Source organism: Formosa sediminum (assembly GCF_007197735.1).
GTDB lineage: Bacteria > Bacteroidota > Bacteroidia > Flavobacteriales > Flavobacteriaceae > Formosa > Formosa sediminum.
In genome coordinates, this window is record NZ_CP041637.1 from 621,099 (window position 1) to 646,692 (window position 25,594).

Below are 25,594 nucleotides of genomic sequence, written 5' to 3' on the forward strand. Positions count from 1 at the left end.
TTTTTTAAATCTGTGTTGATAAAACTAGTTTTCTACTAAGGAATTTTTGAACAACTTTTGCTCTTTAATCCAAGCATCATATTCTTCTTGTGTTTCCACGATTATTTTCATTTGCATATTGTAGTGAGATTTACCACAAATTTTATTACATAATAATAAATAATCAAATTCATATGGATCTAAAGCAGATTCGCCCTTAGCCACTAAGTCTTTACTATTGTCTACTCTAATTTCATTAATGTGTTTTACTTTATCAATGATATCTGGATTCTGACGCATTTCTGCAGTCGTTACTGTTGGTGTAAATCCAAATTGTGTAACCATACCAGGAACACAGTTCATTTGTGCTCTAAAATGAGGCATGTAAGCAGAGTGCAATACATCCTGAGAACGCATTTTAAATAATACAGGCTTTCCTACAGGTAAATGTAATTCAGATGTTATAATATCATCTTGCGCATTTGGATCAGACTCGTCTAAACCTAATATGTTGGCTCTGTCAATATCTATTAATCTAACATTTGCTTTACCTAATGTATTATCAGAACCACTATATCTTGCTTTCCAGTTAAATTGTTGAGCATACAATTCAATTACAATAGGGTCGTCGTCTTCACTAATATTCATAATACTAGTCCAAGTAAATAAACCGTAGATAATTAAACCTGCTAAAGTGATTACCGGAATTATAGTCCATATCGCTTCTAAAGTATTATTATCTGCAAAGAATAAAGCTTTACGACCTTTTTGTCCTTTATATTTAAATGCAAAATAGTGCAATAAGAACTGTGTAATTATTTGTACAATAAAGATTAAAATTAAAGAGATAATCATTAAATTATCTACTTCTGGTCCATGTTCTGATGCAGAGTTAGATAATAAAGGTAAGTCTCCCCATTTAACGATACATACTAAAGTAATGATATAGATGAATGCCAAAAACCCCATCATAAGATAAGCATTAATGGTATTATCTTTTTCTGTAGCCACTTGGTCGTTTTCTGGTAAGCCCGTTTGAGCCAAATCAAAAATCTTAACCATTTGCCAAACGGCTATGGATATAAATACTAAAACTAAAATTATAAATAAAGCAGTCATACTTTGTGTTATTGATCTTTATATGTTACTAGTAATGGATCGTGAATTAATAATGAAAATGTTCACTTTCCTTCATTAAAGGATTACGTTTTGCATGTAATGGTGCTTTTGTTAAAGCAGTGAACACAACAAATATAAACAATCCTGCAAATAATAATATTGAACTAATTTCTGGAATTCCAACAGACCATCTATCTCCTACAGTTGCAGGCATAATCATGTTGAAAATATCAATATAATGTCCGAATAAAATTACAACTCCAGCCATGACTACAAACCAAGGCACACGTTTATAATCACTATTCATTAAAATTAATAATGGGAATAAAAAGTTTAATACAACCATACCAAAGAATGGTAAATTATAGTCTTCTATTCGGGTAATGAAATAAGTTACTTCTTCAGGAATGTTTGAGTACCAAATTAACATAAATTGTGAGAACCATAAATAAGTCCAAAACACACTAATACCAAACATAAACTTAGCCAAATCATGAATATGGCTGTCGTTTACTAACTCTAAATATCCTTTAGATTTTAAATAAACAGCTATTAAAGCAATAACGGTAATACCACTAACAAACATACTTGCAAACACATACCATCCAAATAATGTAGAGTACCAGTGTGGATCTACACTCATTATCCAGTCCCAAGACATGATAGATTCTGAATAGATAAAGAACACTAAAAATCCAGCAGAAATACGGAAATTTTTCTTAAAGTTAGAATTATCATCTGCGTTATCTTGTGCTATACTAAATTTACGTGAAAAATATCTATAAGTGCTCCAACCTGCAATAAATACTAATCCTCTAACAGCAAACCAACCAATGTTTAACCATCCTGATTTTCCTTGAATTAACTTATCATCGGCAACTACTTCTGGGTCCATCCATACAAATAAATTATAGTGACCAATTGTTCCTGAAGCTACAGCAATTAATAGTACAATTATTGCACCTGGTAGAAGGTAAGCTGTAATTCCTTCCATAACTCTAAAAAGTACTGGAGACCAACCTGCTTGAGCTGCTATTTGAATTGCGTAAAACGCTAAAACTCCTAACGAAATCATCATAAAGAAAAATGCAGCAACATACAGTGCAGACCAAGGTCTATTAGCCAATTGATGTTGTACATGTTCTGCATGTGCATCGCCGTGATGTTCGTGAGCATCAGCTTCTGCGTGTGCAGTTTCACCATGAGCGGCATCGGCATGAGTATCTTCTCCATGAGACATCGCGTTGCCATGACCTTCATGTGGATCTACTTCATGAGTAGCTTGAGCCACTTCGTGAGAACCACCACCGTGATGAGCAGCCTCAGTAGCCAACATGGTTTTTACTTCGTCTAAAGATTTATGAGAAGACATAAAACCATATACTACCCCTATAAATCCTAAGATTATTAGAGCGAAAGAAAATGTTCTTAATTTATTTGAAAGTGTGTACATATCTATATATAATCTTTATCTAATCGACTTACTTTTCTAAATCTGCTTTAAGTTGCATAACATAAGCAGCTACTTGCCAACGCTCTTCTTCTAACAATTGGTTTTTATAAGATCCCATGGCGTTCTTTCCATAATAAATAGTGTGATATACACTACCAACAGTAATATTACGTCCAGCATCATCGTATTGAGGAACTCCTAAAATTTTCTCTCTTTTAACCAAGTTTCCTTGTCCGTCTCCTTTTGTACCGTGACAAATCCCACAGTAAATATCATACAATTCTTTTCCTCTTTTAGAGTCTATTAAAGTAGAATCTAAAGGATTCATTAAATTTAATTTTGCGTCTTCATATCCTTCTAACGTATTAGGAATAGTAAAAGGCATATGTCCTCTAGCTACAGTTCCATCTGCTGGAACTTGAGCTTCAACACCATTTCTAAATGCACTTGTTTCTGAGTACGTCTCATATCCAACTGATTCGTACATATTAGGCATAAACTGATAGTTTGGTCTACCATTTTCTTGACATGAAACGACAGATATTAAAACTACGGCTATTGCAACTATTTTTATTAAGCTTTTCATAAGTCTATTAATGGGCTTTATCTACTAAGTTAATTTCTACTGCACCTGTAGTTTTTAACAACTCGGTGATAGCGTCTTCATTATCATTGTTTACAGAGATCTCCATTAAGAAGTGATCGTCGGTTGTTCTTGGATCTGGATTTTCTGCATCTTTAAATGGCCAAATTTTACTTCTTAAATAAAATGTAATCACCATTAAGTGAGCTGCAAAAAATACTGTAAGTTCAAACATAATTGGTACAAACGCAGGTAAGTTCTCTAAGTAACTAAAACTAGGTTTACCACCAATATCTTGAGGCCAGTCTTCAATCATGATAAAATTCATCATAACTGTAGCCACTGTTAAACCAATACAACCGTATATAAAAGCTGTGATTGCCAAACGTGTTGGAGCTAATCCCATAGCCTTATCTAATCCGTGAACTGGAAAAGGTGTAAATACCTCGTCTATATGATATTTTGCTGTACGAACGTCTTTAACGGCAGCCATTAAAACGTCGTCATCTGTATAAATAGCGTGAATAACTTTTGAAGATTCCATATGCTACTCTTAGTTTTTTGAATTATTAACTGCGGTTCCAGAAGTTCTTGGGTCTGCACCCGTTCCTACTAAACTATCACCACGTTCTCTAATGTTCTTATAACTCTGTCCGGAAGACTTTAAAATAGTCTTAACTTCTGCTTGTGCAATTACAGGGAATGTTCTAGAGTACAATAAGAATAATACAAAGAAGAATCCTATTGTTCCAATAAATATTCCAATATCAACAAATGTTGGAGAGAACATTGTCCAAGAAGATGGTAAATAATCTCTGTGTAATGATGTTACAATAATTACAAAACGTTCAAACCACATTCCTATATTTACTACTATTGAAATAAAGAATGAAAACATTATACTTGTTCTTAATTTTTTGAACCACATAAATTGTGGAGAGAATACGTTACAAGACATCATCATCCAATATGCCCATGCATAAGGTCCAGTTGCTCTGTTTAAGAAGGCATATTGTTCGTATTCTACACCAGAATACCAAGCAATAAACAACTCTGTAATATAAGCCACACCAACTATAGAACCTGTAATCATGATTACAATGTTCATTAATTCGATATGCTGCACAGTAATGTAGTCTTCTAAATTACACACCTTTCGCATAATAATAAGAAGTGTGTTTACCATAGCAAATCCTGAGAATACCGCTCCTGCAACGAAGTAAGGAGGGAAAATGGTAGTATGCCATCCTGGAATTACCGAAGTAGCAAAGTCAAATGATACAATGGTGTGTACCGAAAGTACAAGTGGTGTTGCTAAACCTGCAAGGACCAAAGAGACTTCTTCAAAACGTTGCCAATCTTTAGCTCTACCTGACCAACCAAAACTTAATAAACTGTAAATTTTCTTTTGGAAAGGTTTGATAGCACGGTCTCTTAACATCGCAAAATCTGGTAATAAACCTGTCCACCAGAATACTAATGATACAGATAAATATGTTGAAATCGCGAATACGTCCCAAAGTAAAGGCGAGTTAAAGTTAACCCATAACGATCCAAATTGGTTTGGTATAGGTAATACCCAGTAACCTAACCATGGACGACCCATGTGAATAATAGGGAATAAACCTGCTTGAAAAACCGCGAAAATTGTCATGGCTTCTGCAGATCTGTTAATTGCCATTCTCCATTTCTGACGGAATAATAAAAGTACTGCAGAAATTAATGTTCCTGCGTGACCGATACCTACCCACCAAACAAAGTTGGTAATATCCCAGGCCCAACCTACGGTTTTATTTAAACCCCAAGTTCCAATACCAGTTGATACTGTGTATAATATACATCCTATTCCCCAAAGGAAAGCTACTAATGAAATAGAGAAAACTATCCACCATAACTTGTTTGCTTTGCCTTCTACAGGTCTTGCTACATCGACAGTAACGTCGTGGTAAGACTTTTCTCCTGTAACTAAGGGTCTTCTTATAGGTGCTTCGTAATGAGACGCCATATCCTTATCTAATTATTTCTTAATTCGTTAATTATGCTTCTGTTGTATTTCTCACTTTAGTTTGGTAAATCACATTAGGTTTTGTTCCAATATGTTCTAACAAGTGATACATACGTTTATCTTCTTTAAGGTGTGCTACCTTACTGTCTTTATCGTTAACATCTCCAAAGACCATTGCTCCACTACTACAAGCTGCAGAACAAGCGGTTTGGAATTCACCATCTTTAATAACACGTCCATCACGTTTTGCGTCTAGAATAGTTTTCTGTGTCATTTGAATACACATTGAACATTTTTCCATAACACCACGAGAACGAACTACTACGTCTGGGTTTAATACCATACGTCCTAAGTCATCATTCATATGGTAATCAAACTCATCATTACCATTGTATAAGAACCAGTTAAAACGACGTACTTTATAAGGACAGTTGTTAGCACAATATCTTGTACCTACACAACGGTTATATGCCATCTGGTTTTGACCTTGACGACCATGTGATGTTGCCGCAACTGGACAAACTGTTTCACAAGGTGCGTGGTTACAATGCTGACACATTACAGGTTGGAAAGCCACTTGCGGATTATCTGAAGCATGTTCTAATTGTCCAAATCCTCCTAATGAACCGTTATCTCCAAATAATCCAGAGAACTCCTCTTTCTTAATATTGTCTTCTTCAAATGTTTCGTCTGAAGAATAGTATCTATCAATACGTAACCAGTGCATATCACGGCTACGACGTATTTCACTCTTACCTACAACAGGAACGTTATTTTCTGCATGACATGCAATAACACATGCCCCACAACCTGTACACGCATTTAAGTCAATAGATAAATTAAAGTGATGTCCAACAGTACGATCAAATTCATCCCATAAATCTACTTCAGGTGACGTTACAGGAGTCTCAACGTGGTTAAGAGATACAACTGGAATAGAATTCCATTCTTTCTTATCTTTAGTATTAAAGATTTCTAGAGTCGTTTCTTTAATGATGTCACCGCGTCCCATTAATGTATTTTGCAACTGTACGCAAGCAAATTCATGCTCGCCTTCTACAGCTGAAACAGACACATTTTGAACAGTATTAAAATCTTGATATAAACCAAAAGCATTTACACCAGTCTTCATTTCGTCTTTTAGTCCTGCATATCTACCATAACCAAACGCTAAACCAACAGAACCTTTGGCTTGTCCAGGTTGAATTATAACTGGTACACGCTCTAAAGTCACACCGTTTACTGTAACACTAGCATAACTTCCGTTTAAACCGCCATTTGCTACATGCTTATTCATTAAGCCAAGTGCATCAGCATCGGCTTTAGAAACAGTTAAATAGTTATCCCAAGATGTTCTTGTAATTGGATCTGGAAATTCTTGTAACCATGGGTTATTGGCTTGTTGACCATCTCCCATTCCTGTTTTAGAATATAATACTAGCTCTAATCCTTCTGATTTTGCTGAACTTACTAAAGCAGAAGCTGCGGCAGCACCAGAAATTTCGTTTACAGTAAAACCATCACTACTTAAAGGACCTGCTCCGTTTGAAACTGTTTTAGATGTTGTAGTTGTAACATATTCATCTTGATTATTTTTAGCTAAACCAACACCAACAGCAGCATCATGAATTATTTCTCCTGCCCAAGTTCTATCTTTCTTATCCTTTAGATCTGTTTTCTTTTTTTCAATGGTTTCTTTTGTTATTCCATTTACTAAAGTGCCTGAAATGAATGAACCATCGTGAATGGCTTGATTAAAGGACGCACCATTTAAAATATCTGATTCCCAAGTCTCTTTAATATAGTCATGATAAGATGAAGTATTACCTGTCCATGCTAATAAAGCTTCTTGAAATTGTTTTGTATCAAACAACGGACGAATTGTTGGCTGTGTTAGCGCAAAATGTCCGCGTTTTAATTCTACATCACCCCAAGCTTCTAAATAATGAGGTGCTGCAGCTAAGTATTCTGTCTGAGAAGCTGTCTCATCTAATTTCATAGAGAAGGTTACAGCTAATTCTGTTTGCTTTAAACCTTCTGCAAAATCTGATGCATTTGGCAAACTATATAATGGATTAACACCACTCATAATAAGACCACCAATACGACCAGCTTTCATATCTGCAACTAATTGTGCTACAGCTTTATCGTTCCCTTGTCTAGTTAAAATTGGAACACTAGGTTTAAACGCTTTACTTTGTAATGCGGCATTAATTTCTAACACCAAGGCTTGTGCATTTACATCTTGTAAACCTGTTACAACAACACTATCGCGTCCTGAAGCTTTTAACTGAGCCGCTGCAGTTTTTACAGCTGCATCTATATGCGCTGGTAATGTTCCAGAAACAGAACCACCAACGATATAACTATATAATTTAGCTAAAGCTATTTTTTGTTGACTAGGAGTTGAAGGAATTCGTTTATCTGCATTGGCACCAGAAAGTGACATATTTGCTTCAAATTGAATATGCTTAGACATTTTACCTGCTTTAGGAACACGTCCTGCAGAATACCCAGCATCGAAGCCACCACCTTGCCAATCACCAATAAAATCTGCACCAAATGACACGATTGTCTCTGCATGAGCAAAATTATAATCTGCTAAACCACGGCTACCATACTTAGCTTCATAAGCATCTAAAGCTGCAGATTCTGATATAGCATCATATACTACATGACGAACCTTACCATATTTTTCTTTAAATGCATTTATTAATCGTTCAGTAGATGGACTTGCAAAAGTTTGTGTTAACAAAACAATTTCTTTCCCAGCATTACTTAAACCAGATAACTTAGAAGCTATTTCAGCATTAAAATCGCTCCAAGAGATTGGGCTACCACTCTTTAATGGGCCTTGAACTCTTAAACTATCATACAATCCTAACACCGAAGCATTAACTCTTGCATTGGCACTTCCATTAGTTTTAGCTAAGGAATTGTTCTCAATTTTAATAGGACGACCTTCACGTGTTTTTACCAAAACACTAGCAAAATCAAAACCATCTGCGATAGTTGTAGCATAATAATTAGCAACACCAGGAATAATTTGTTCTGGCTGCACTACATAAGGAATCGATTTAATTACTGGTCCTTCACAAGCTGCAAGCGATGCGGCTGCTGTACTAAAACCAACATATTTTAAGAAATCTCTTCGAGTTGTAGACGATGACTCAAGCGTTGCTTTATCACCTAAAAACTCGTCTGTAGGTATTTCCTCAACAAATTCGTTTTGTTTTAGCGCCTCAACAATAGAGCTATTTTCGTTAAGCTCTTCAACACTTTTCCAGTATTTCTTGTTTGATGACATATTGTATAATTGAATTACTTCTTAAATAAATTAATAATGACACTTACCACATTCTAAAGCACCCATCTGCGCAGCTGTTAGCTCCTCAACACCGTACTTTTTAGATAATTCTTCGTGGATTTTTGTATAGTAATCGTTGTCTTTAACTTTTACATTTGTTTCTCTGTGACAGTTAATACACCATCCCATTGTTAATGGAGCATCTTGATACATAACCTCCATTTCCTCTACAGGACCATGACACGTCTGACACTCCACTCCTGCTACAGTAACGTGTTGTGAGTGATTGAAGTAAACGAAATCTGGTAAATTATGAATTCTAACCCATTTAACAGGTTGTGTTTCTCCTGTATATTTTTGCTCGGTATCATCCCAGCCTACGGCTTTGTATAACTTCTGAATTTCTCCATCGTAAAACTCTTTACTATGTTCTGGAGTTGCTGTAGATTCAGCTACTTCGTATATAGACTTATGACAGTTCATACATACATTTAATGATGGTATTCCTGAAGTTTTACTAACTCGAGCTGAAGAGTGACAATATTTACAATCTATACCGTTATCTCCCGCGTGAATTTTATGTGAGTAATGTATTGGCTGTACCGGTTGGTAACCTTGATCCACCCCTACTTGCATTAAATACCCATATGCATAATAAGCACCAACCAATAAGAATAGAACTACGGTAACTAAAACTAAAAATTGATTTTGAACAAATGCTTTCCATAAAGGCACACCTTTAGTTTTCTCTACTTCTACACCTTTAGCCTCAGCAAAACGGTTTAAAGTTTGACGCACTAGTATTAAAGCCATAGCTAACAAACCAAACAATATAACTAAAGCACCTAAGATAATTTGGTTAGATATACCATCACCTTCTCCACTTGCAGGAGCAGCACCAACAGCATCATCAGCTGCAGCAGCCGGAGTTGTTTTTTCTTGTGCAGTATATGCTAAAATATTATCAAGATCCTCATCAGATAACTGAGGAAAAGCTGTCATTGGTACATTATTGTACTCACTAAAAATTTTATTCGCATAAGCATCGCCAGACTTGATTAATCCAGAACTGTTACGAACCCATGAATGAATCCAGTCTTTATCTAATCCTTCTTCACTTAATCTTGCTTCGACATTACGCAACGCTGGTCCTGTCATTTTTTTATCTAATTGGTGACATGCGGCACAATTAGAATTAAACAATGCTTTTCCTTTTGCCGGGTCGCCTTGAGCCGATACATAGGTTGTAAACGCAAGTAAAATAACTAGAGCTAAACGAAAGATGTTTTTGCTGAATTTACGGTGAATCACCTGTTTCATATTATTGTTTGAATTAACTTCTTAACTTTGGTAAAATTTTCCCATCTAGAATAGACAAAAAAACAGTCATAAAATATGCAACAAAAATAACATTTAAAGTGGATTGATAAAACGTTATAGTATTGTTAATGATAATTTAGAAAAGGTCTAAATAATAAACGATCATCTGCAGTATACTTTGATTCTTTCAGTATTAATGGGGAAAACAGCATATATAAGCACATAATTTTAATGCCCTAATTTGGTGTAAAGAGGTGCATTATATACTATTAGTAAAATGACTTTAATCATTTTTTTAAATCATTTTAAAGACTATAAACATGAATGTGCAAACGTTGACATATCACTAAATTTGTGCATTGTTAGATGTTTAATTATATTCTATTTTTTATAAAAAACTAACTTTTAAAATTTATAGCTTCAATTAAAATATAAGTGAAAAGAGAATCTATTAATGTTTATTATATCTTTATCTTAATTACTTTACATTTGCAAATGCAATAAAATCGATAAAATGAAATTATTAAACATAAAACTTATAGCCTTAACTGGTTTTTGTGTTGTTACACTTTCTGCTGTAAGCTATGGGCAGCAAGGCCACATTGAGCTTAATCAAGATCCAAAAATTGATAAGTTACTAGAAGTAAAAAAAGAAATGAATAAAGACGAAAACGCTACTAACCGTTTTAAAATTCAAATTTATTCAGGAAGTAGACTTGGTGCCGAGAAAGAATTATCTAATTATAACAGTGCTTATGATAATTGGAAGGCAACACTAGTATACGAAACACCAAATTATAAAATTTGGGTTGGAAGTTATAGAAGTAGATTAGAAGCAGATCGTGCACTAGCAGAAATTAAAGATAACTATCCTAACGGGTTTATTTTTCAACCTAAACCTAAAAGTTAACACTTATATATAGTCATAAAAAAAGGCAACCGATTGGTTGCCTTTTTTTATGACTATATTAAACTTATTTAAGTTTCTTTTTAACTTCAACTTCATGGAATGATTCGATGACGTCACCTTCTTTAATATCATTGTAATTCTTAATTTGCATACCACAATCATAGCCTTTGGTTACTTCCTTAACATCATCTTTAAATCGTTTAAGCGACGCTAATTCTCCTGTATATACTACAACACCGTCTCTAATTAAACGTATACCATTAGTTCTTACAACTTTACCGTTAGTAACCATACAACCAGCAATGCTTCCTATTTTAGATACTTTAAAGATTTCTCTAATTTCTGCTGTACCAGTAATTTCTTCTTTAAGCTCTGGAGACAACATACCTTCCATTGCATCTTTAAGATCATTAATAGCATCGTAAATAATAGAGTAGGTACGGATATCTATTTCTTCTTTATCAGCAATAGTTCTTGCATTACCCATTGGTCTTACATTAAATCCAATAATAATTGCATCTGAAGCAGAAGCCAATAATACATCACTCTCTGTAATGGCACCTACACCTTTATGGATGATGTTAACTTGAATTTCTTCGGTAGATAATTTCTGGAATGAATCTGTTAAAGCTTCTACAGAACCATCTACATCTCCTTTTAAAATAATGTTTAATTCTTGGAAATCCCCTAATGCTATACGACGTCCAATTTCATCTAAAGTAATATGACGTTGTGTACGTACAGATTGTTCACGTTGTAATTGCGTACGTTTTGTAGCAATTTGTTTAGCTTCACGCTCGTCTTCAAAAACATTAAATTTATCTCCAGCCTGTGGTGCACCATCTAATCCTAAAATAGAGACAGGTGTACTTGGCCCAGCTTCTTTAATTTCATTTCCACGCTCATCATGCATGGCTTTAATTTTACCACTGTTTTTACCAGCAAGTACGTAATCTCCAATTTTTAATGTTCCAGCTTGTACTAGAATTGTAGACACATATCCTCTACCTTTATCTAGAAATGCTTCAACAACAGTTCCTAAGGCTAATTTATTAGGATTTGCTTTAAGCTCTAACAATTCGGCTTCAAGTAATACTTTTTCTAATAATTCTTTAACTCCTGTTCCTTGTTTAGCTGAAATATCATGAGATTGAATTTTACCTCCCCAATCTTCTACTAATAAGTTCATTTGAGCTAAACCTTCCTTAATACGGTCTGGGTTAGCTGCGGGTCTATCTATTTTGTTAATTGCAAAAACAATCGGTACCCCTGCTGCTTGTGCATGCGCAATAGCTTCTTTTGTTTGAGGCATGATATCGTCATCGGCAGCAATAACAATAATTGCTAGATCTGTTACTTGAGCACCACGAGCACGCATAGCTGTAAAGGCTTCGTGACCTGGTGTATCTAAGAACGCTATTTTTTGTCCGCTTTCTAAGGTTACTCCATATGCACCAATATGTTGTGTAATTCCTCCAGATTCTCCAGCGATTACATTTTCCTTACGGATATAATCTAATAACGATGTTTTACCGTGATCTACGTGTCCCATTACAGTAATAATAGGTGCACGTTCTACCAAATCTTCTGGTTTATCCTCTACTACTTCTATGTTTTCTTCAAGGTCTGAAGTCACAAATTCTACTTGGTAACCAAATTCATCTGCTACAATAGAAAGTGTTTCAGCATCTAAACGCTGGTTCATAGTAACCATCATACCTAACGACATACATGCCGAGATAATTTGAGTTACTGAAACATCCATCATAGTAGCAACTTCACTAGCAGTAACAAATTCTGTTACTTTTAAGATTTTGCTTTCTGCTTCTTGTTGATCAATGTCTTTCTGACTTTGTTCTCTATGTGAATCTCTTTTATCTCTACGATATTTTGCACCTTTACCTTTATTGGATTTACCTTGAAGTTTTTCTAAAGTTTCTCTAACTTGTTTTTGTACTTCTGCTTCGCTAGGCTCCTCTTTAACTATTGGACGTTTAGATTGACCTGGACCGCCAGCTCTTTTTCCTTTATAGTTGCTAGGTTTAACCGTTCTTCCTGGTCCGTTAGAATTTCCTCCAGGTTTATTTGTATTATCTCCAGGTTTACTAATACGTCTACGTTTTCTTTTATTCGCAGAGGCATTATCTCCTGTTTTAGCAACAGGTTTCTTTTTAGGTTTATTAAATTGGGATAAATCTATTTTTTCTCCTGCAATTTTTGGTCCTGAAAGTTTAGTATATTTAGTTTCAATACGCTCGTCTACAACCGGTTTATCTTCTTCTGCCTTAGGCTCCGTTTTTTTAACGGGTTCTGTTGGTTTTGAAAAGTTTTTTTTCTTGTCCTCTTGAACAGGTTTTGAAGGCGTTGGTTGTGAAGGTGGTGTTACAGTTTTAGGCTTTTGCTCTACTTTAGGAGTGTGGTGTTGTACTTTAGAGTGATCCTTTTGAACTGGTTTTTGTTCTTTATACTCTGGTTTAGTTACGGGTTTCACTATAGGTTTTTCTTCCTGTTTCGCCTCAACTTTAACCTTTTTCTCTTCTGAAACAATCTCCTTAGGTTTCTCCTCTTCTGCTTTTGGCTGGACGGGTACTTCCTTTTTCTCTACAGGTTTAGTCGTTTCCTTAGGTTTAGGATTTAAATCGATTTTACCTACTTGTTTTGGACCTGAGAGATGTGATTTGGCTTTAACTATCTGGTCTCTCTTAGCTTCTTCTTTTTGTTTAGCTTCAAGTTCGCGCTCGCGCTGTTCACGCAAGGCTTCTTTTTCTTTCAGCTTCGCTTCGCTTACTTCTTGAGAGGCCACCTTCTTACTTGCATCTGTTTGAAATTCTCCAGAAAGCACATTGTATACTTCCTGTGAAATTTTTGTAGTAGGACGCTTATCGATTTCCATACCTTTAGACTCTAAAAAATCTACTGCACGGTCGATAGAGATGTTTAACTCACGTAAAACTTTATTTAATCTTATTGTTTCAGCCATAAATTGCCTTTAATATACCCCAAATATAAGTTATTCTTCAAACTCTTCTCTAAGAATTCTAATAACTTCGTTAATTGTTTCTTCTTCTAAATCTGTTCTTTTCACCAAATCTTCTACATCTTGGTCTAGAACACTTTTTGCTGTATCAAGCCCAGCTTTGCTTAACTCATCAATAATCCAGCTATCAATTTCATCAGAAAACTCGGTTAACTCCACGTCTTCTTCTGCACCTTCTCTAAATACATCAATCTCATAACCTGTTAATTGACCGGCTAATCTGATGTTGTGACCACCACGTCCAATGGCTTTACTTACTTCTTCAGGTTTTAAAATAACTTCTGCACGTTTATTTTCTTCATCAATTTTAATTGATGTCACTTTTGCTGGACTTAGCGCTCTAGTGATGTACAATTGCAAGTTACTTGTAAAATTGATAACATCTATATTTTCGTTACCTAATTCACGAACTATGCCGTGAATTCTAGATCCTTTCATACCTACACAGGCACCAACTGGATCTATACGATCATCGTAAGAATCTACTGCTACTTTTGCTTTTTCACCTGGTATTCTTACTACATTTTTAACAGAAATTAATCCATCAAAAACTTCTGGTATTTCTTGTTCGAATAATTTTTCTAAAAATAAAGGTGATGTACGCGACATAATAATTGCCGGTTTACTTCCCTTTAATTCTACATTTTCAATTACTCCTCTTACATTATCTCCTTTTCGGAAAAAATCCGAAGGAATTTGTTTTTCTTTTGGTAAAATGATTTCGTTTCCTTCATCATCTAACAAAATTACAGCTCTATGACGAATATGGTGCACTTCTGCCGTATAAATATCTCCAATTAAGTCTTTAAACTGTTTGTAAATATTTGTATTGTCGTGTTCATGAATTTTAGAAATTAAATTTTGACGCAATGCTAAGATAGCACGACGACCTAAATCTATTAACTTCACTTCTTCAGACACATCTTCACCTACTTCAAAATCAGGCTCAATTTTACGAGCTTCACTTAATGAAATCTCTTGATTTGGTTCTTCAACCTCCCCATCTGCAACTACAATACGGTTTCTCCATATTTCTAAATCGCCTTTATCTGGATTTATAATAATATCAAAATTATCATCATCTCCAAATTTTTTCTTTAATGCGTTTCTAAAAACATCTTCTAAAATCGCCATTAACGTTACACGATCTATTAATTTATCGTCCTTAAATTCTGAAAAAGAATCAATTAACGCAAGATTTTCCATAACTCTTTTGAATTAAAATTTAATCATCACTTTAGCTTCTACAATGTCGTTATAAGAAATATTTGCTTTTTTCTGAACAGTAACTTTGCCTTTACCTACTGGTTTTGGCTCTCTTGCTTTCCATTCTAAAACTATTTCATCTTCATTAGCATCTACTAAAACAGCTTCAATAGTCTCTGTTTTGGTCTTAACTTCTAATGTTCTTCCTATATTTTTAGCATATTGCCTGCTTAGTAATAACGGAGATGCTGCTCCTGCAGACATAACTTCTAAAGAAAAATCTTGTTCTTCTCTGTCTATTCCTGATTCTATAGCCCGACTTACAAACATACAATCCTCTACACTCACACCTTCATCTCCATCAATAATGATTTTAATAGCATGCTCTGCGGAAATAGTTAAACTTATCAAAAACAAATCATTTCGTTCTTGTAAGGTCTTTTCTAATAAATCTTCAACAGTTGTTCTAAACATTTTTTAGTATAAAAAGAGGGGACTCTGTCCCCTCGCATATTCTTTTTTCTTACAACGTGGCAAATATACAATTTTTTTATTAATTAACGCAAGCTTTCAAATATCAAATTTTATCCGTAATTTTATACTGCCGTTTAACCAAAAAAACTAAAACATACTCATGAAAAGAATAATGGTCCCAACAGATTTTTCGGACGAAGCAGAATACGCTACTAAAGTTGCCGCTAAATTTGCTAAAAAATTTGATTGTGAAATACACTTATTACACATGATAGATCTTCCTGTTGCAGAACTAGATAAAATGCACCCTACTTATAGCGAAATACCGGAGGCACTTTATTTCATGAAACTTGCAGCAAAAAAATTTAACGAACTCTTAGAGAAAAACTTTTTACAAGACATTACCGTACATCACTCTATAAAAACCAACTCTACATTTCAAGGTATAAATGAAACTGCAAGAGAATTAGATATTGATCTTATAGTTATGGGCTCTCATGGCGCAACAGGTTTTAAAGAAATCTTTATTGGCTCTAACACAGAGAAAGTTGTACGTACTTCTGAAGTCCCAGTTTTAGTTATTAAAAGTTCTATAAACGAATTTAAAGCAGATGACATGGTGTTTGCCTCAGATTTTAATATTGAAAACAAACATACCTACACAGAAGCCATAAAATTTGCTGAAAAATTTAATTCTAAAATTCACTTACTATTAGTAAACACACCTAACACCTTTTCTACAAGTAAAGAATCTCTAGACCGTATTGAAAAATTCATTGAAGGTTCTGATTACAAAAATTACACCATAAACATTCAAAACGACGATACTATTGAAAAAGGCATTTTAAACTTTGCTGAAAAAATTAGCGCAGATATTATTGGCATTAGCACCAATGGGAGACAAGGTATTGCACATTTCTTTAATGGTAGCATTAGCGAAGACATAGTTAACCACGCCGTAAGACCTGTTATTACTTTTAAAATTTAACACAAACAACATATATATTTTAAAATCTTAAGAGCTAGTCAATTATTCTCAAGAAAAAAAAACCACTTTATTAAGGTGGTTTTTTGTTTTTCTTAAGAAAAAAACCTTTACTACTCACCTATCAAAGGTAGCACCTCCTGAACAACGCATCAATTGAGGTTTGCACATAACGTTCAAAAGTATATAACATCATAAATACTCCAAAAATCAGTAGCTTCGACAGCTTCTAACTCCAAAAAATCGCTTAGAGTAACTTTCTTTTCTACATTATACAAACCTTCAAACATTTCACGTTCTGTTTCTTATACAGATACAGCAAAACTAAACAATACAGCTAATACAATTAAGGTGTTTTCACACAGGTTACTTATTCATTAATAATATTTTACAAAACACTTATAAATATATAATATAATTACTTAAACCCAAACACCCTACTTACACTACTAATTATTAATACATTGATCCACACGATGTAAACAATTAAATTCAAATTTTTTGAACAAAAACAGACCTCTTTCCATTCGTCTAGAATCTATTTTTTTTCTAGAAAAACAAAAACTATTTTTATATATTTGATAATACCTACTTATAAAACCTTTTAATAATTTAACAAAGGTGCTTAAAATTTGATTATAATAAATATTTACCCAAATTATGATGCAACAACCTCCTACATTTAACAATGCTATTTTAGACAATACACTTGGTCTTTTAGCTGCTTACGAAGCCCCTGAATTTAAAGCTATTTTTAAAGAAACAAATCCATGCAAAATTGATATGAACTATATTGCCAAAGCACTACAAAAAGAACATTGGAAAAACTATACAAAAGAGTATATTAAAAATAAACTTATTAACGACGGCTATATAAAAGAACATGAAAATGGAAACCTATCCATAACGCTATACGGATTAGAGTTTCAAAAAGAAGGCGGATACTATATACAGGAACTCAACAAAAATCAAATAAACACAACCGCAACTACTTTTAGTAGAATAAAACAAAAATTTAATTGGGAGTTTTTTTTAATTGGTTCGGCATTATTTATAATCCAATTGTTATCCATTAATTTTATTAAAGATTTTTTTAAATAAAACACCGTAAATCACAATTAATCTATAAAATAACAAAACCCCAACCTTTTTCAAGATTGGGGTTTGTTGTTGGCCCACTAGGGCTCGAACCTAGACTCTTTGGTACCAAAAACCAACGTGTTGCCAGTTACACCATAGGCCATCAATAATTTGAGAGTGCAAATATAGAACATTTTATAATACACACAAACTTTTTTTTAAAAAAAATTAATCTAATTATTAAGGTTTACATAAAACGCTTCACTGTTACATATTTATTATTAAATTCGCCCTACCGAATAAATAACAAAATTTCATGACACAATTCAACTTTAAAAAGTGGAATACCATCTTAGGTTGGTTTGCTTTTGCTATTGCTTTAGTAACCTATGGACTAACTGTCGAACCTACTGTAAGCTACTGGGATGCGGGAGAATATATTTTAACCTCTGCCAAACTCCAAGTTGGTCACCCTCCAGGGGCACCTCTATTTCAAATGCTAGGTGCATTTTTCTCAATGTTTGCCTTAAAACCATCACAAATAGGTGTCATGTTAAACTTAATGAGTGCTGTAGCTAGTGCATTCACTATTTTATTCATGTTTTGGACCATTACTTTATTATTAAAGAATATAATTTACACAGGAAAACCGTTAAGTAAATCTAAAGCTATGGCTATTCTTGGCAGTGGTTTAGTAGGGAGTTTAGCATTTACATTTACAGATTCGTTTTGGTTTAATGCTGTAGAAACGGAAGTTTACGCTATGGCCACTTTAATTATGGCTGTTATGTTTTGGCTAGGCTTACGTTGGGAACAGGATATGAATACCCCACGTGGAAATCGTTGGTTAGTTTTAATTTCTTTTATTATTGGGTTATCTTTTGGGGTACATTTTATGGGACTATTAACCATTCCTGGTATTGCACTTGTTTATTATTTTAAAAATTACAAGACCATAACTATTAAAAATTTTATAATAGCTAATGTGGTTGCTGTTGCCATCTTACTTTTTATTTTTAAATTACTACTTCCTAATACACTAAAATTCTTTAGTACTTCAGAGATATTTTTCATTAATTCTATTGGATTACCTTTTAATTCCGGAACAATAATCGCTGCTTTAATTGTAATAGCAGCATTCTATTTTGGATTAAAATATACACGACAAAAAAGTTACGTACACTTAAACACTTTAACACTGTGTTTACTATTTATATTTATAGGATTTTCGTCTTGGATGATGCTACCTATTCGTTCTAACGCAAACGTAGTGGTAAATGAAAATGCACCTTCAGATGCACGTGAACTTTTGGCGTACTACAATTTAGAACAATACCCAGAAACACACTTGTTTTACGGACCTCAATTCACAGATCAATATGCTGGCTTAGATGATAACAACCCGTATATAGACGATAAACCTAATTACGAAAAGGATGAAGCTCTAGGTAAATACATTATTGTGAACGATTACGAACGAGCTAAACAAAATTACAATTCTAAACATGCATCTATACTACCAAGAATGTGGAGTGCAGAACATGCACAAAACTATATGTTATTTACAGGCTATTTAGATTTTAAGCTAAAACCTGAGTACCAAATGGAAAACCAATTACGCACATCGGTTTCAAATTTTAAAAACGATGTTGCTCAAGGTAATGTGGATTTTGAAGATTACAATAGTTTCTTAACTCAATTTGGTCAGTACTTAGATATTGAAAAACCTTCATTAGCAAGTAATATTATTTACATGTTTCAATATCAATTAGGTTATATGTATTGGCGTTATTTTATGTGGAACTATGTAGGTAGACAAGATGATATCCAAGGTAGATATGATAACCATGGAAATTGGTTAAGCGGCATAAACTTTATAGACGAATGGCACTTAGATATGCCACAAACTAACTTACCAAGCGACGTTAAAAACAATAAAGCTAGAAATACCTATTATTTCTTACCATTTATTTTAGGCCTTATTGGACTATTCTTTTTATTCAATAAAGACAAAAAAATGTTTTGGGTACTTTTTGTATTTTTCCTCTTTACTGGAGTTGCCATACAAGTATACACCAACGTAAGACCTTTTGAACCAAGAGAACGTGACTACTCTGTAGTAGGATCTTTCTATGTATTTGCCCTCTGGATCGGTTTTGGAGTCTATGCCATTTTCGATACGCTTAAAAAGCATGTAAAATCTCCGTTATTAGCTCCAGCAATTACGTTAGCATGCCTAGTTCTTGTTCCAGGAATAATGGCTGCAAATAACTGGGATGATCATGACAGATCAGACAAATACACGGCGCGCTCTATGGCAAAAATGTATTTAGACTCCTGTGCAGAAAACGCCATCTTATTTACTATTGGAGACAACGATACCTTTGCCCTTTGGTACGCTCAAGAAATTGAAGGTTACCGTACCGATGTACGTATTGTAAACACCAGTTTATTCCAAACAGACTGGTATATAGATCAAATGAAACGTAAAGCTTACGAAAGCGACCCTATACCTTCTCAGTTAACACATGAACAATACCGCTACGGTACACGTGATTATATTATGAAACGTATAGTCTCACAAGATACCATGAACATTAAAGATTTTATAAATTTTGTAAGTAGTGATAATCCTAAAACAAAATTTAAATACATCTTAGAAATGCAAGGTGAAGATCCGAACGACTATCCTAAACAGTTACAAAATTCTAATTATTTCCCTGTAGAGAATATAACAATAAATGTAGATAAGCAAACAGTATTAGACAATGGGATTGTAGCACCTAAAGATGCCGATAAAATTGTAGATGAAATTAATTTAAAAATCAGTAATAGTGCTTTATTGAAAAACCGATTGTTAATGTTAGATATAATAGCTAATAACGATTGGAAGCGTCCGATTTACTTTACTGGAGGTAGTTTTGGAGACGACGATTATTTATGGATGAAAGACTACCTGCAATTAGATGGTATGTGTTATAAATTAGTACCAATAAAAACACCGGTAAGCAGAAGTAATCCTTTTGATATGGGACGTGTAGATGCCGACTTGATGTATAAAAAAGTTAAATCTTGGGATTGGGGTAATAGCGGAAGCCCAGATATTTACCATGATCCTGAAACACGCAAAAACTCTATCTCATACAGAGGGAATTTAGCCCGATTAATGGAACAATTAATCAATGAAAATAAATTAGACAAAGCTGAAGATGTAGCCGATATTGCCATGAAAAATATGCCTATAGACTATTTTGGTTATTACACCCTTTTAGAACCATATATTGCAGGATATTACGAAGTAGGCGCTACAGAAAAAGCGAGACAATTATTTAAAGAAGTGGCTACAAAGTACCAAGAGAACCTAAATTATTACAGTACACTAAAAGTTGAGAAACAATACGACATGGCTGAAGATATTGTAACTAATATTGAACGTTATAAATCGTTAGTAGATGTTTTATTGAGACATGATGAAGCCTTTGCTAAAACCGAAATGCAAACGTTTAATAATCACTTAAAACTCTTTGAACATTTTTACGGCGGTAGTGGTCCTGACCCAGAAACACCTGAACCTGCAGACATAGATCTGCAATCAATACCTGATAGTGCTTTAATGCCAGCAGAATAAATACTATGGGTTTAATTCCTGTAAAAACACCTAAACTAATAAAAGGCATATTTCCAAACTACGTTTGGGATATGCCTTTATTAGATAACAAAACCATCTATTTAACTTTTGACGATGGTCCCCACCCAGAGATTACACCTTGGGTTTTAAAAACTTTAGCTTGTTATAATGCTAAAGCTACTTTTTTTTGCATAGGCGATAATGTTAGAAAATACCCAGAGACATTTACTAACACTATTAATGCGGGTCATAGCATAGGGAACCACACCTTTAACCATTTAAATGGCTGGCATACAAACACTAATGAATATGTTAAAAATGTAGAAAAAGCAGCCCAATTAATTCCATCTAAACTGTTTAGGCCTCCTTATGGCAAAATTAAAAATAAGCAAGCCAACATATTAAGACAACACGGGTACAAGATTATCATGTGGAGCATAATTTCGTTTGATTGGGATAAAAATTTAAAAGCAGAGCAGTGTTTAAACCATGTAATAAAACATGCAGAAGACGGACATATCATTGTATTTCACGACAGCTTAAAAGCAGCTAAAAATATGCAATTTGCCCTACCAAAGGTGCTAGCATATTTCAGTGAAAAGGGCTATCAGTTTAAGGGACTATCAGTTTAGATATATTGTCTTACAATACCTATAAGAGTATTGGCATCTTGTTCCCCACTATATCTCCATTTCATTTCACCATGCTTATAAATAATTAATGTAGGCAAGCCTTTTACACGAAGTGCTTCAACTAATTCTTTGTTTTTTTCTACATCAATTTTAATCACTTTAGCTTTATCTCCTAAAGCAGCTGCTACATCTCTTAAGATAGGATGCATGGCTGTAGATTGTTCATTCCACTCTGTAAAGAAGTTTAATAATACCGGAATGCTAACATCTATTAATTCCCCGAATTTTGACATATTTTAATGTTTAAGAGCACTACTGTTGTTTTAAATAATATTATTCATCAAAGCTTCAAAGAAGCTATAAAATAAGGCTTTTGCTCGTGTTATATCACATAAAAATAAGCATTTCTAAATTAATAATAACATTTCGGTTAAATTAAGCGTTTTCGGGTCCTTTTTTGAATTCTATAACCGTTATTTCTGGCCAAATTCCAACACGACCGGGATATCCTAAGTATCCAAAACCTCGATTTACATTAATTAGCTGTCCTTTTTCTTTATAAACACCTGCCCAATATTTGTAACGCCATTTTATCGGACTCCATTTTACCCAACCTGGAATTTCAATACCAAACTGCATGCCATGGGTGTGTCCGCTTAACGTTAAATGGTAATGGTATGCATCATCTAAAACTTGATCTTCCCAATGAGAAGGGTCATGACTCATAAGAATTTTAAAATCGTTTGCGTCTATTTTAGACACTGCCTGTTTTAAATCGCCTGCTTTCTTAAAGTGACCTCTACCCCAGTTTTCAACTCCAATAATAGCAATGCGTTCTCCGTCTTTTTCTAAATATCGGCTATCATTTAAAATAAGATCAAAACCCATTTCTTTTTGTATGGTCTTTAAATCTTCTAAATTTTGTGCCTTTTTAGCTTCAGAATCCCAAGTTACATAATCGCCATAATCGTGATTTCCCAATACTGAAAATATACCATCTTTAGCCGTTAAGCGACTAAACGTTGTTTTCCAAGGTATCATTTCTGAAGCTAAATTATTTACCAAGTCTCCAGTAAATAAAATGGCATCAGACTGCTGTTCGTTAATTAAATCTACAGCATATTCTATTTTTTCTCGATTATCAAAACTTCCACTATGTATATCACTTATTTGTGTAATTCTATACCCATCGAAAGCTGTTGGCAAATCTTCAAAATGCAAGGTGTATTTTAACACTCTAAAATCGTATTTCCCTTTAAACATACCATACAACAAACCAGCAAATGGTATAGCAGCCAAACCAACAGCAAGCTTGCTAATAAAAGCACGGCGTTCTGGAAAATATCCAAACTCTTGTTTTTCTTTTTTAAAGTAACGAAATACACCTTGAGGGAATCGCGTAAGATCTTCGAGCCCTAAAATAACTAGCAAAATTAATTTTGGAGCTAACACCGCTAATAAAAACCCAAAAGCATAACTTTTAGCATGGGTTAAGACTTTTAAATGACTTGGGTTAAGAACCATTTCGTAAATAAAGTTTCCTAATACCAAAGCACTTAAAATCCAATACACCCAATACACAAAACGCTGTTTAGTTATTGATTTAAAGGCTTGAAACGCATACCAATCTAAAAGTATGTAAAGGGTAAAAAATAAAATCCAACGAAGCATACGAGCTTTTTTAAGTGTTAAAATTAAAATTTAACAGTGTAATTTAGTCCTAGTAAAATGTTAAACATACAGTTTTGACGGTGCGCAAACCTATAAATACTTTAAAACCACTTTAAGGTGAAATCGACTAATTTTTGTTTTAAACTAGTATAAGGCGGAAATAAAAATTCAATCCCACTCTTGGTATGTTGTTTTAAAACAGAACGCATATTTGAGAATTCCTGAAAGCCAAAAATACCATGTGCCTTACCAAGCCCACTATTATTACTGCCTCCAAAAGGTAAATTATGGTTACTGTATTGCAACACATTGGTATTTATACATGTACTTCCAGCCCGGGTATGATCTATAATAAACTGGATTTGCTTTTTATTTTTACTATATATGTAAAGTGCTAGAGGCTTTTCTTTTGAATTGATATAATTTATAGCCTCTTCTATATTAGTATAAGTTTTAATTGGCAGAATAGGACCAAATATTTCCTCTTCTAGTAATGAAGCTTCTTCAGCTAAATTAGAGATTACTGTTGGCGCTATATAATTTTCGGAATCCTGAACCTGACCACCCAACTCTATCGTTGCTTGATGTTGTTTTGCATTTTCTATATGTCCCTGAAGGCGCTTAAAATGTTTGTCGTTTACAACTCTAGAATACGACTTAGATTGCGATGCATCTGCACCGTAATACAAACTAACCACTGTTTTAAATGCCTCTAAAAACTCCTCTTTTACGCGTTCGTCTATTAAAACATAATCCGGAGCAATACAGGTTTGTCCATTATTTACAAATTTCCCCCAAGCAATTCTGGTAGCAGCAGCTTTTAAATTAGCCGTCTCATCTATAATTGTTGGCGACTTACCACCCAATTCTAACGTGACTGAGGTTAAATGCTTCGAGGCTGCTTTCATAACTATTTTCCCGACTTGCGGAGAACCTGTAAAAAAGATATGATTAAAAGGCAACTCTAACAAAGCTGTAGATACCTCTACTTCGCCTTGAACCAATGTTATTTCATTCTCCGGAAACAATTTCGCTATAATTTCACCCATAACTTTAGACGTATGCGGCGTGAGCTCAGAAGGTTTTAAAACAACCGTATTTCCTGCTGCAATAGCAGACACTAAAGGACCAAAGGTTAAATTAAGCGGAAAATTCCATGGCGAAATAATTAAACACACACCTTTAGGCTCGTATTTATACCAAGACGACGAACCTAGTAACGCCAATGGAGTTTGCACCTTTTGGTGTTTCAACCATTCTTTTAACTCCGATTTTACATGTTTTATCTCTCCTAGAATAGGATAAATTTCGGTTAAATCGGTTTCTAAAAAAGGCTTTTTAAAATCTGCATAAATGGCATCTCTAATCGCTTGCTTATAATCGACTTCTATAGCGTGTTGTAATGCATTCAATTTGGCTATACGTACTTTATAGGTTGTATTGCCAACAGCAAACTGATTTGCTTTTTGTGCATCAAAAATACTTTGAAACCGATTAGTCTTCATACAAATTAGTTTTAGGAGGAGGCCGAATAATTTTTTAAACCATTTACAAATACATTTGCTAAAAAGTGTGCCATCTCTTCTTTAGAAGCATCAAAATAATTGTGATGCAAACAAACAAATAATTCTGAAGCCGAAGATATGGCAATCAAGCTAAACATTTTAAAATATTTTTTATCTGCAAATGCAACTTCGGGAAATCGTTTTAAATCTTCTTGCATATTAAGCACCAAACTTAATATACTCTCACTACCATATGAAATGCTTCTAATTTGATTCTGATTATTTTTATGAAAAAGCATCATATCCTCGGTACTCACCAAATCTAAATACGCTTTAAAAGAGGCATACAAAAACTCGTACGCGGTCTTTAGTCCAACTTGAGCTTGTTTTACTTCGAAATTAATTTTGCAATTCAATTCATCTAAAATCTCACAAAATACATCTTTAGGTGTTTTAAAATAATTGTAAAAAGTACCGCGGCCAATATCACTTTTTTCAACAATATCACTAATAGATGTGTTTTCTAAACCCTGTTCTGAAAACAAACTTAGTGATGCTTTAATTATACGTTCACGTTTCTCTTTTTTATTTAACTCTCGCCTGCTCATTTACGCGTTTCTACTTTAATATTTGAAAAAAATAAAAATACATAATAAAGCGTAAAAGCATCGGACTTAAATTTAATAAATATAGAAAAGAG

General features: G+C 33.9%; 19 protein-coding genes and 1 tRNA gene. 5 read left to right on the forward strand and 15 right to left on the reverse strand.

Annotated features, from left to right (window positions below):
* Positions 1-24 precede the first annotated feature (24 nt).
* Genes FNB79_RS02840 through FNB79_RS02870 form a run of 7 tightly spaced genes read right to left on the reverse strand, consistent with a single transcriptional unit; the run spans position 25 to position 9,766 of the window.
* Complete coding sequence (locus FNB79_RS02840; RefSeq protein ID WP_143379860.1) at positions 25-1,098, reverse strand: cytochrome c oxidase subunit II; 1,074 nt, start codon at positions 1,096-1,098, stop codon at positions 25-27.
* A gap of 46 nt (positions 1,099-1,144) precedes the next feature.
* A complete protein-coding gene (locus FNB79_RS02845; RefSeq protein WP_143379861.1) occupies positions 1,145-2,551 on the reverse strand; it encodes a quinol:cytochrome C oxidoreductase in 1,407 nt (468 codons plus the stop codon).
* Positions 2,552-2,579: 28 nt separating this feature from the next.
* On the reverse strand, positions 2,580-3,137 hold the full coding sequence (locus FNB79_RS02850; protein WP_246073321.1) for a c-type cytochrome: 558 nt from the start codon (positions 3,135-3,137) through the stop codon (positions 2,580-2,582).
* Between the two features lie 7 nt (positions 3,138-3,144).
* Positions 3,145-3,678, reverse strand: coding sequence for a DUF3341 domain-containing protein (locus tag FNB79_RS02855; protein WP_143379862.1), 534 nt, complete (start codon positions 3,676-3,678; stop codon positions 3,145-3,147).
* Positions 3,679-3,687: 9 nt separating this feature from the next.
* Positions 3,688-5,139 (reverse strand): NrfD/PsrC family molybdoenzyme membrane anchor subunit, encoded by a 1,452-nt coding sequence (gene nrfD, locus FNB79_RS02860; protein WP_143379863.1) that lies wholly within the window; start codon positions 5,137-5,139, stop codon positions 3,688-3,690.
* Positions 5,140-5,170: 31 nt separating this feature from the next.
* Entirely contained in the window at positions 5,171-8,446 is a 3,276-nt protein-coding gene (locus FNB79_RS02865) for a TAT-variant-translocated molybdopterin oxidoreductase (RefSeq protein WP_143379864.1), read from the reverse strand.
* Positions 8,447-8,476: 30 nt separating this feature from the next.
* Positions 8,477-9,766, reverse strand: a complete 1,290-nt coding sequence (locus tag FNB79_RS02870; RefSeq protein ID WP_143379865.1) for a c-type cytochrome — start codon at positions 9,764-9,766, stop codon at positions 8,477-8,479.
* A gap of 514 nt (positions 9,767-10,280) precedes the next feature.
* On the opposite strand from FNB79_RS02870, the gene FNB79_RS02875 reads away from it, so the two are divergent.
* Positions 10,281-10,676, forward strand: coding sequence for an SPOR domain-containing protein (locus FNB79_RS02875; RefSeq protein ID WP_143379866.1), 396 nt, complete (start codon positions 10,281-10,283; stop codon positions 10,674-10,676).
* A 64-nt stretch (positions 10,677-10,740) separates the two neighbouring features.
* On the opposite strand, the gene infB is transcribed toward FNB79_RS02875, so the two are convergent.
* The 3 genes from infB to rimP are packed head-to-tail and all read right to left on the reverse strand — an operon-like array spanning position 10,741 to position 15,393.
* Positions 10,741-13,656 carry a translation initiation factor IF-2 gene (infB, locus tag FNB79_RS02880; RefSeq protein WP_143379867.1) on the reverse strand — a complete coding sequence of 972 codons (2,916 nt, stop codon included), beginning with the start codon at positions 13,654-13,656 and terminating at the stop codon, positions 10,741-10,743.
* Between the two features lie 30 nt (positions 13,657-13,686).
* Complete coding sequence (nusA, locus tag FNB79_RS02885; protein WP_143379868.1) at positions 13,687-14,919, reverse strand: transcription termination factor NusA; 1,233 nt, start codon at positions 14,917-14,919, stop codon at positions 13,687-13,689.
* 12 nt (positions 14,920-14,931) lie between these two features.
* Positions 14,932-15,393, reverse strand: a complete 462-nt coding sequence (gene rimP, locus FNB79_RS02890) for a ribosome assembly cofactor RimP (protein WP_143379869.1) — start codon at positions 15,391-15,393, stop codon at positions 14,932-14,934.
* Between the two features lie 160 nt (positions 15,394-15,553).
* Between rimP and FNB79_RS02895 the strand changes: the two genes are divergently transcribed.
* Complete coding sequence (locus tag FNB79_RS02895; protein ID WP_143379870.1) at positions 15,554-16,381, forward strand: universal stress protein; 828 nt, start codon at positions 15,554-15,556, stop codon at positions 16,379-16,381.
* Between the two features lie 657 nt (positions 16,382-17,038).
* On the forward strand, positions 17,039-17,479 hold the full coding sequence (locus FNB79_RS02900; protein WP_143379871.1) for a hypothetical protein: 441 nt from the start codon (positions 17,039-17,041) through the stop codon (positions 17,477-17,479).
* A 69-nt stretch (positions 17,480-17,548) separates the two neighbouring features.
* Here the strand turns inward: FNB79_RS02900 and FNB79_RS02905 are convergent.
* Positions 17,549-17,621: transfer RNA gene (locus tag FNB79_RS02905), tRNA-Gln, on the reverse strand.
* A gap of 153 nt (positions 17,622-17,774) precedes the next feature.
* Between FNB79_RS02905 and FNB79_RS02910 the strand changes: the two genes are divergently transcribed.
* On the forward strand, positions 17,775-21,086 hold the full coding sequence (locus FNB79_RS02910; protein ID WP_143379872.1) for a glycosyltransferase family 117 protein: 3,312 nt from the start codon (positions 17,775-17,777) through the stop codon (positions 21,084-21,086).
* 5 nt (positions 21,087-21,091) lie between these two features.
* On the forward strand, positions 21,092-21,718 hold the full coding sequence (locus tag FNB79_RS02915; protein WP_143379873.1) for a polysaccharide deacetylase family protein: 627 nt from the start codon (positions 21,092-21,094) through the stop codon (positions 21,716-21,718).
* Here FNB79_RS02915 and FNB79_RS02920 read toward each other — a convergent pair.
* The 4 genes from FNB79_RS02920 to FNB79_RS02935 all read right to left on the reverse strand — a co-directional run bounded on the left by FNB79_RS02920 (position 21,715) and on the right by FNB79_RS02935 (position 25,502).
* Positions 21,715-22,011 carry a thioredoxin family protein gene (locus tag FNB79_RS02920; RefSeq protein WP_143379874.1) on the reverse strand — a complete coding sequence of 99 codons (297 nt, stop codon included), beginning with the start codon at positions 22,009-22,011 and terminating at the stop codon, positions 21,715-21,717. The two genes, FNB79_RS02915 and FNB79_RS02920, sit on opposite strands and share 4 nt — an antisense overlap.
* A 142-nt stretch (positions 22,012-22,153) precedes the next feature.
* A complete protein-coding gene (locus FNB79_RS02925; RefSeq protein ID WP_143379875.1) occupies positions 22,154-23,389 on the reverse strand; it encodes a metallophosphoesterase in 1,236 nt (411 codons plus the stop codon).
* A gap of 101 nt (positions 23,390-23,490) precedes the next feature.
* On the reverse strand, positions 23,491-24,894 hold the full coding sequence (locus tag FNB79_RS02930; protein ID WP_143379876.1) for an aldehyde dehydrogenase family protein: 1,404 nt from the start codon (positions 24,892-24,894) through the stop codon (positions 23,491-23,493).
* Between the two features lie 11 nt (positions 24,895-24,905).
* Complete coding sequence (locus FNB79_RS02935) at positions 24,906-25,502, reverse strand: TetR/AcrR family transcriptional regulator (RefSeq protein ID WP_143379877.1); 597 nt, start codon at positions 25,500-25,502, stop codon at positions 24,906-24,908.
* Positions 25,503-25,594 lie beyond the last annotated feature (92 nt).

Excerpts from the sequence above, each read along its gene's own strand:
- FNB79_RS02840 (WP_143379860.1), bottom strand. The coding sequence starts at position 1,098 with ATGACTGCTTTATTTATAATTTTAGTTTTAGTATTTATATCCATAGCC.
- FNB79_RS02845 (WP_143379861.1), bottom strand. The coding sequence starts at position 2,551 with ATGTACACACTTTCAAATAAATTAAGAACATTTTCTTTCGCTCTAATA.
- FNB79_RS02850 (WP_246073321.1), bottom strand. The coding sequence starts at position 3,137 with ATGAAAAGCTTAATAAAAATAGTTGCAATAGCCGTAGTTTTAATATCT.
- FNB79_RS02855 (WP_143379862.1), bottom strand. The coding sequence starts at position 3,678 with ATGGAATCTTCAAAAGTTATTCACGCTATTTATACAGATGACGACGTT.
- nrfD (WP_143379863.1), bottom strand. The coding sequence starts at position 5,139 with ATGGCGTCTCATTACGAAGCACCTATAAGAAGACCCTTAGTTACAGGA.
- FNB79_RS02865 (WP_143379864.1), bottom strand. The coding sequence starts at position 8,446 with ATGTCATCAAACAAGAAATACTGGAAAAGTGTTGAAGAGCTTAACGAA.
- FNB79_RS02870 (WP_143379865.1), bottom strand. The coding sequence starts at position 9,766 with ATGAAACAGGTGATTCACCGTAAATTCAGCAAAAACATCTTTCGTTTA.
- FNB79_RS02875 (WP_143379866.1), top strand. The coding sequence starts at position 10,281 with ATGAAATTATTAAACATAAAACTTATAGCCTTAACTGGTTTTTGTGTT.
- infB (WP_143379867.1), bottom strand. The coding sequence starts at position 13,656 with ATGGCTGAAACAATAAGATTAAATAAAGTTTTACGTGAGTTAAACATC.
- nusA (WP_143379868.1), bottom strand. The coding sequence starts at position 14,919 with ATGGAAAATCTTGCGTTAATTGATTCTTTTTCAGAATTTAAGGACGAT.
- rimP (WP_143379869.1), bottom strand. The coding sequence starts at position 15,393 with ATGTTTAGAACAACTGTTGAAGATTTATTAGAAAAGACCTTACAAGAA.
- FNB79_RS02895 (WP_143379870.1), top strand. The coding sequence starts at position 15,554 with ATGAAAAGAATAATGGTCCCAACAGATTTTTCGGACGAAGCAGAATAC.
- FNB79_RS02900 (WP_143379871.1), top strand. The coding sequence starts at position 17,039 with ATGATGCAACAACCTCCTACATTTAACAATGCTATTTTAGACAATACA.
- FNB79_RS02910 (WP_143379872.1), top strand. The coding sequence starts at position 17,775 with ATGACACAATTCAACTTTAAAAAGTGGAATACCATCTTAGGTTGGTTT.
- FNB79_RS02915 (WP_143379873.1), top strand. The coding sequence starts at position 21,092 with ATGGGTTTAATTCCTGTAAAAACACCTAAACTAATAAAAGGCATATTT.
- FNB79_RS02920 (WP_143379874.1), bottom strand. The coding sequence starts at position 22,011 with ATGTCAAAATTCGGGGAATTAATAGATGTTAGCATTCCGGTATTATTA.
- FNB79_RS02925 (WP_143379875.1), bottom strand. The coding sequence starts at position 23,389 with ATGCTTCGTTGGATTTTATTTTTTACCCTTTACATACTTTTAGATTGG.
- FNB79_RS02930 (WP_143379876.1), bottom strand. The coding sequence starts at position 24,894 with ATGAAGACTAATCGGTTTCAAAGTATTTTTGATGCACAAAAAGCAAAT.
- FNB79_RS02935 (WP_143379877.1), bottom strand. The coding sequence starts at position 25,502 with ATGAGCAGGCGAGAGTTAAATAAAAAAGAGAAACGTGAACGTATAATT.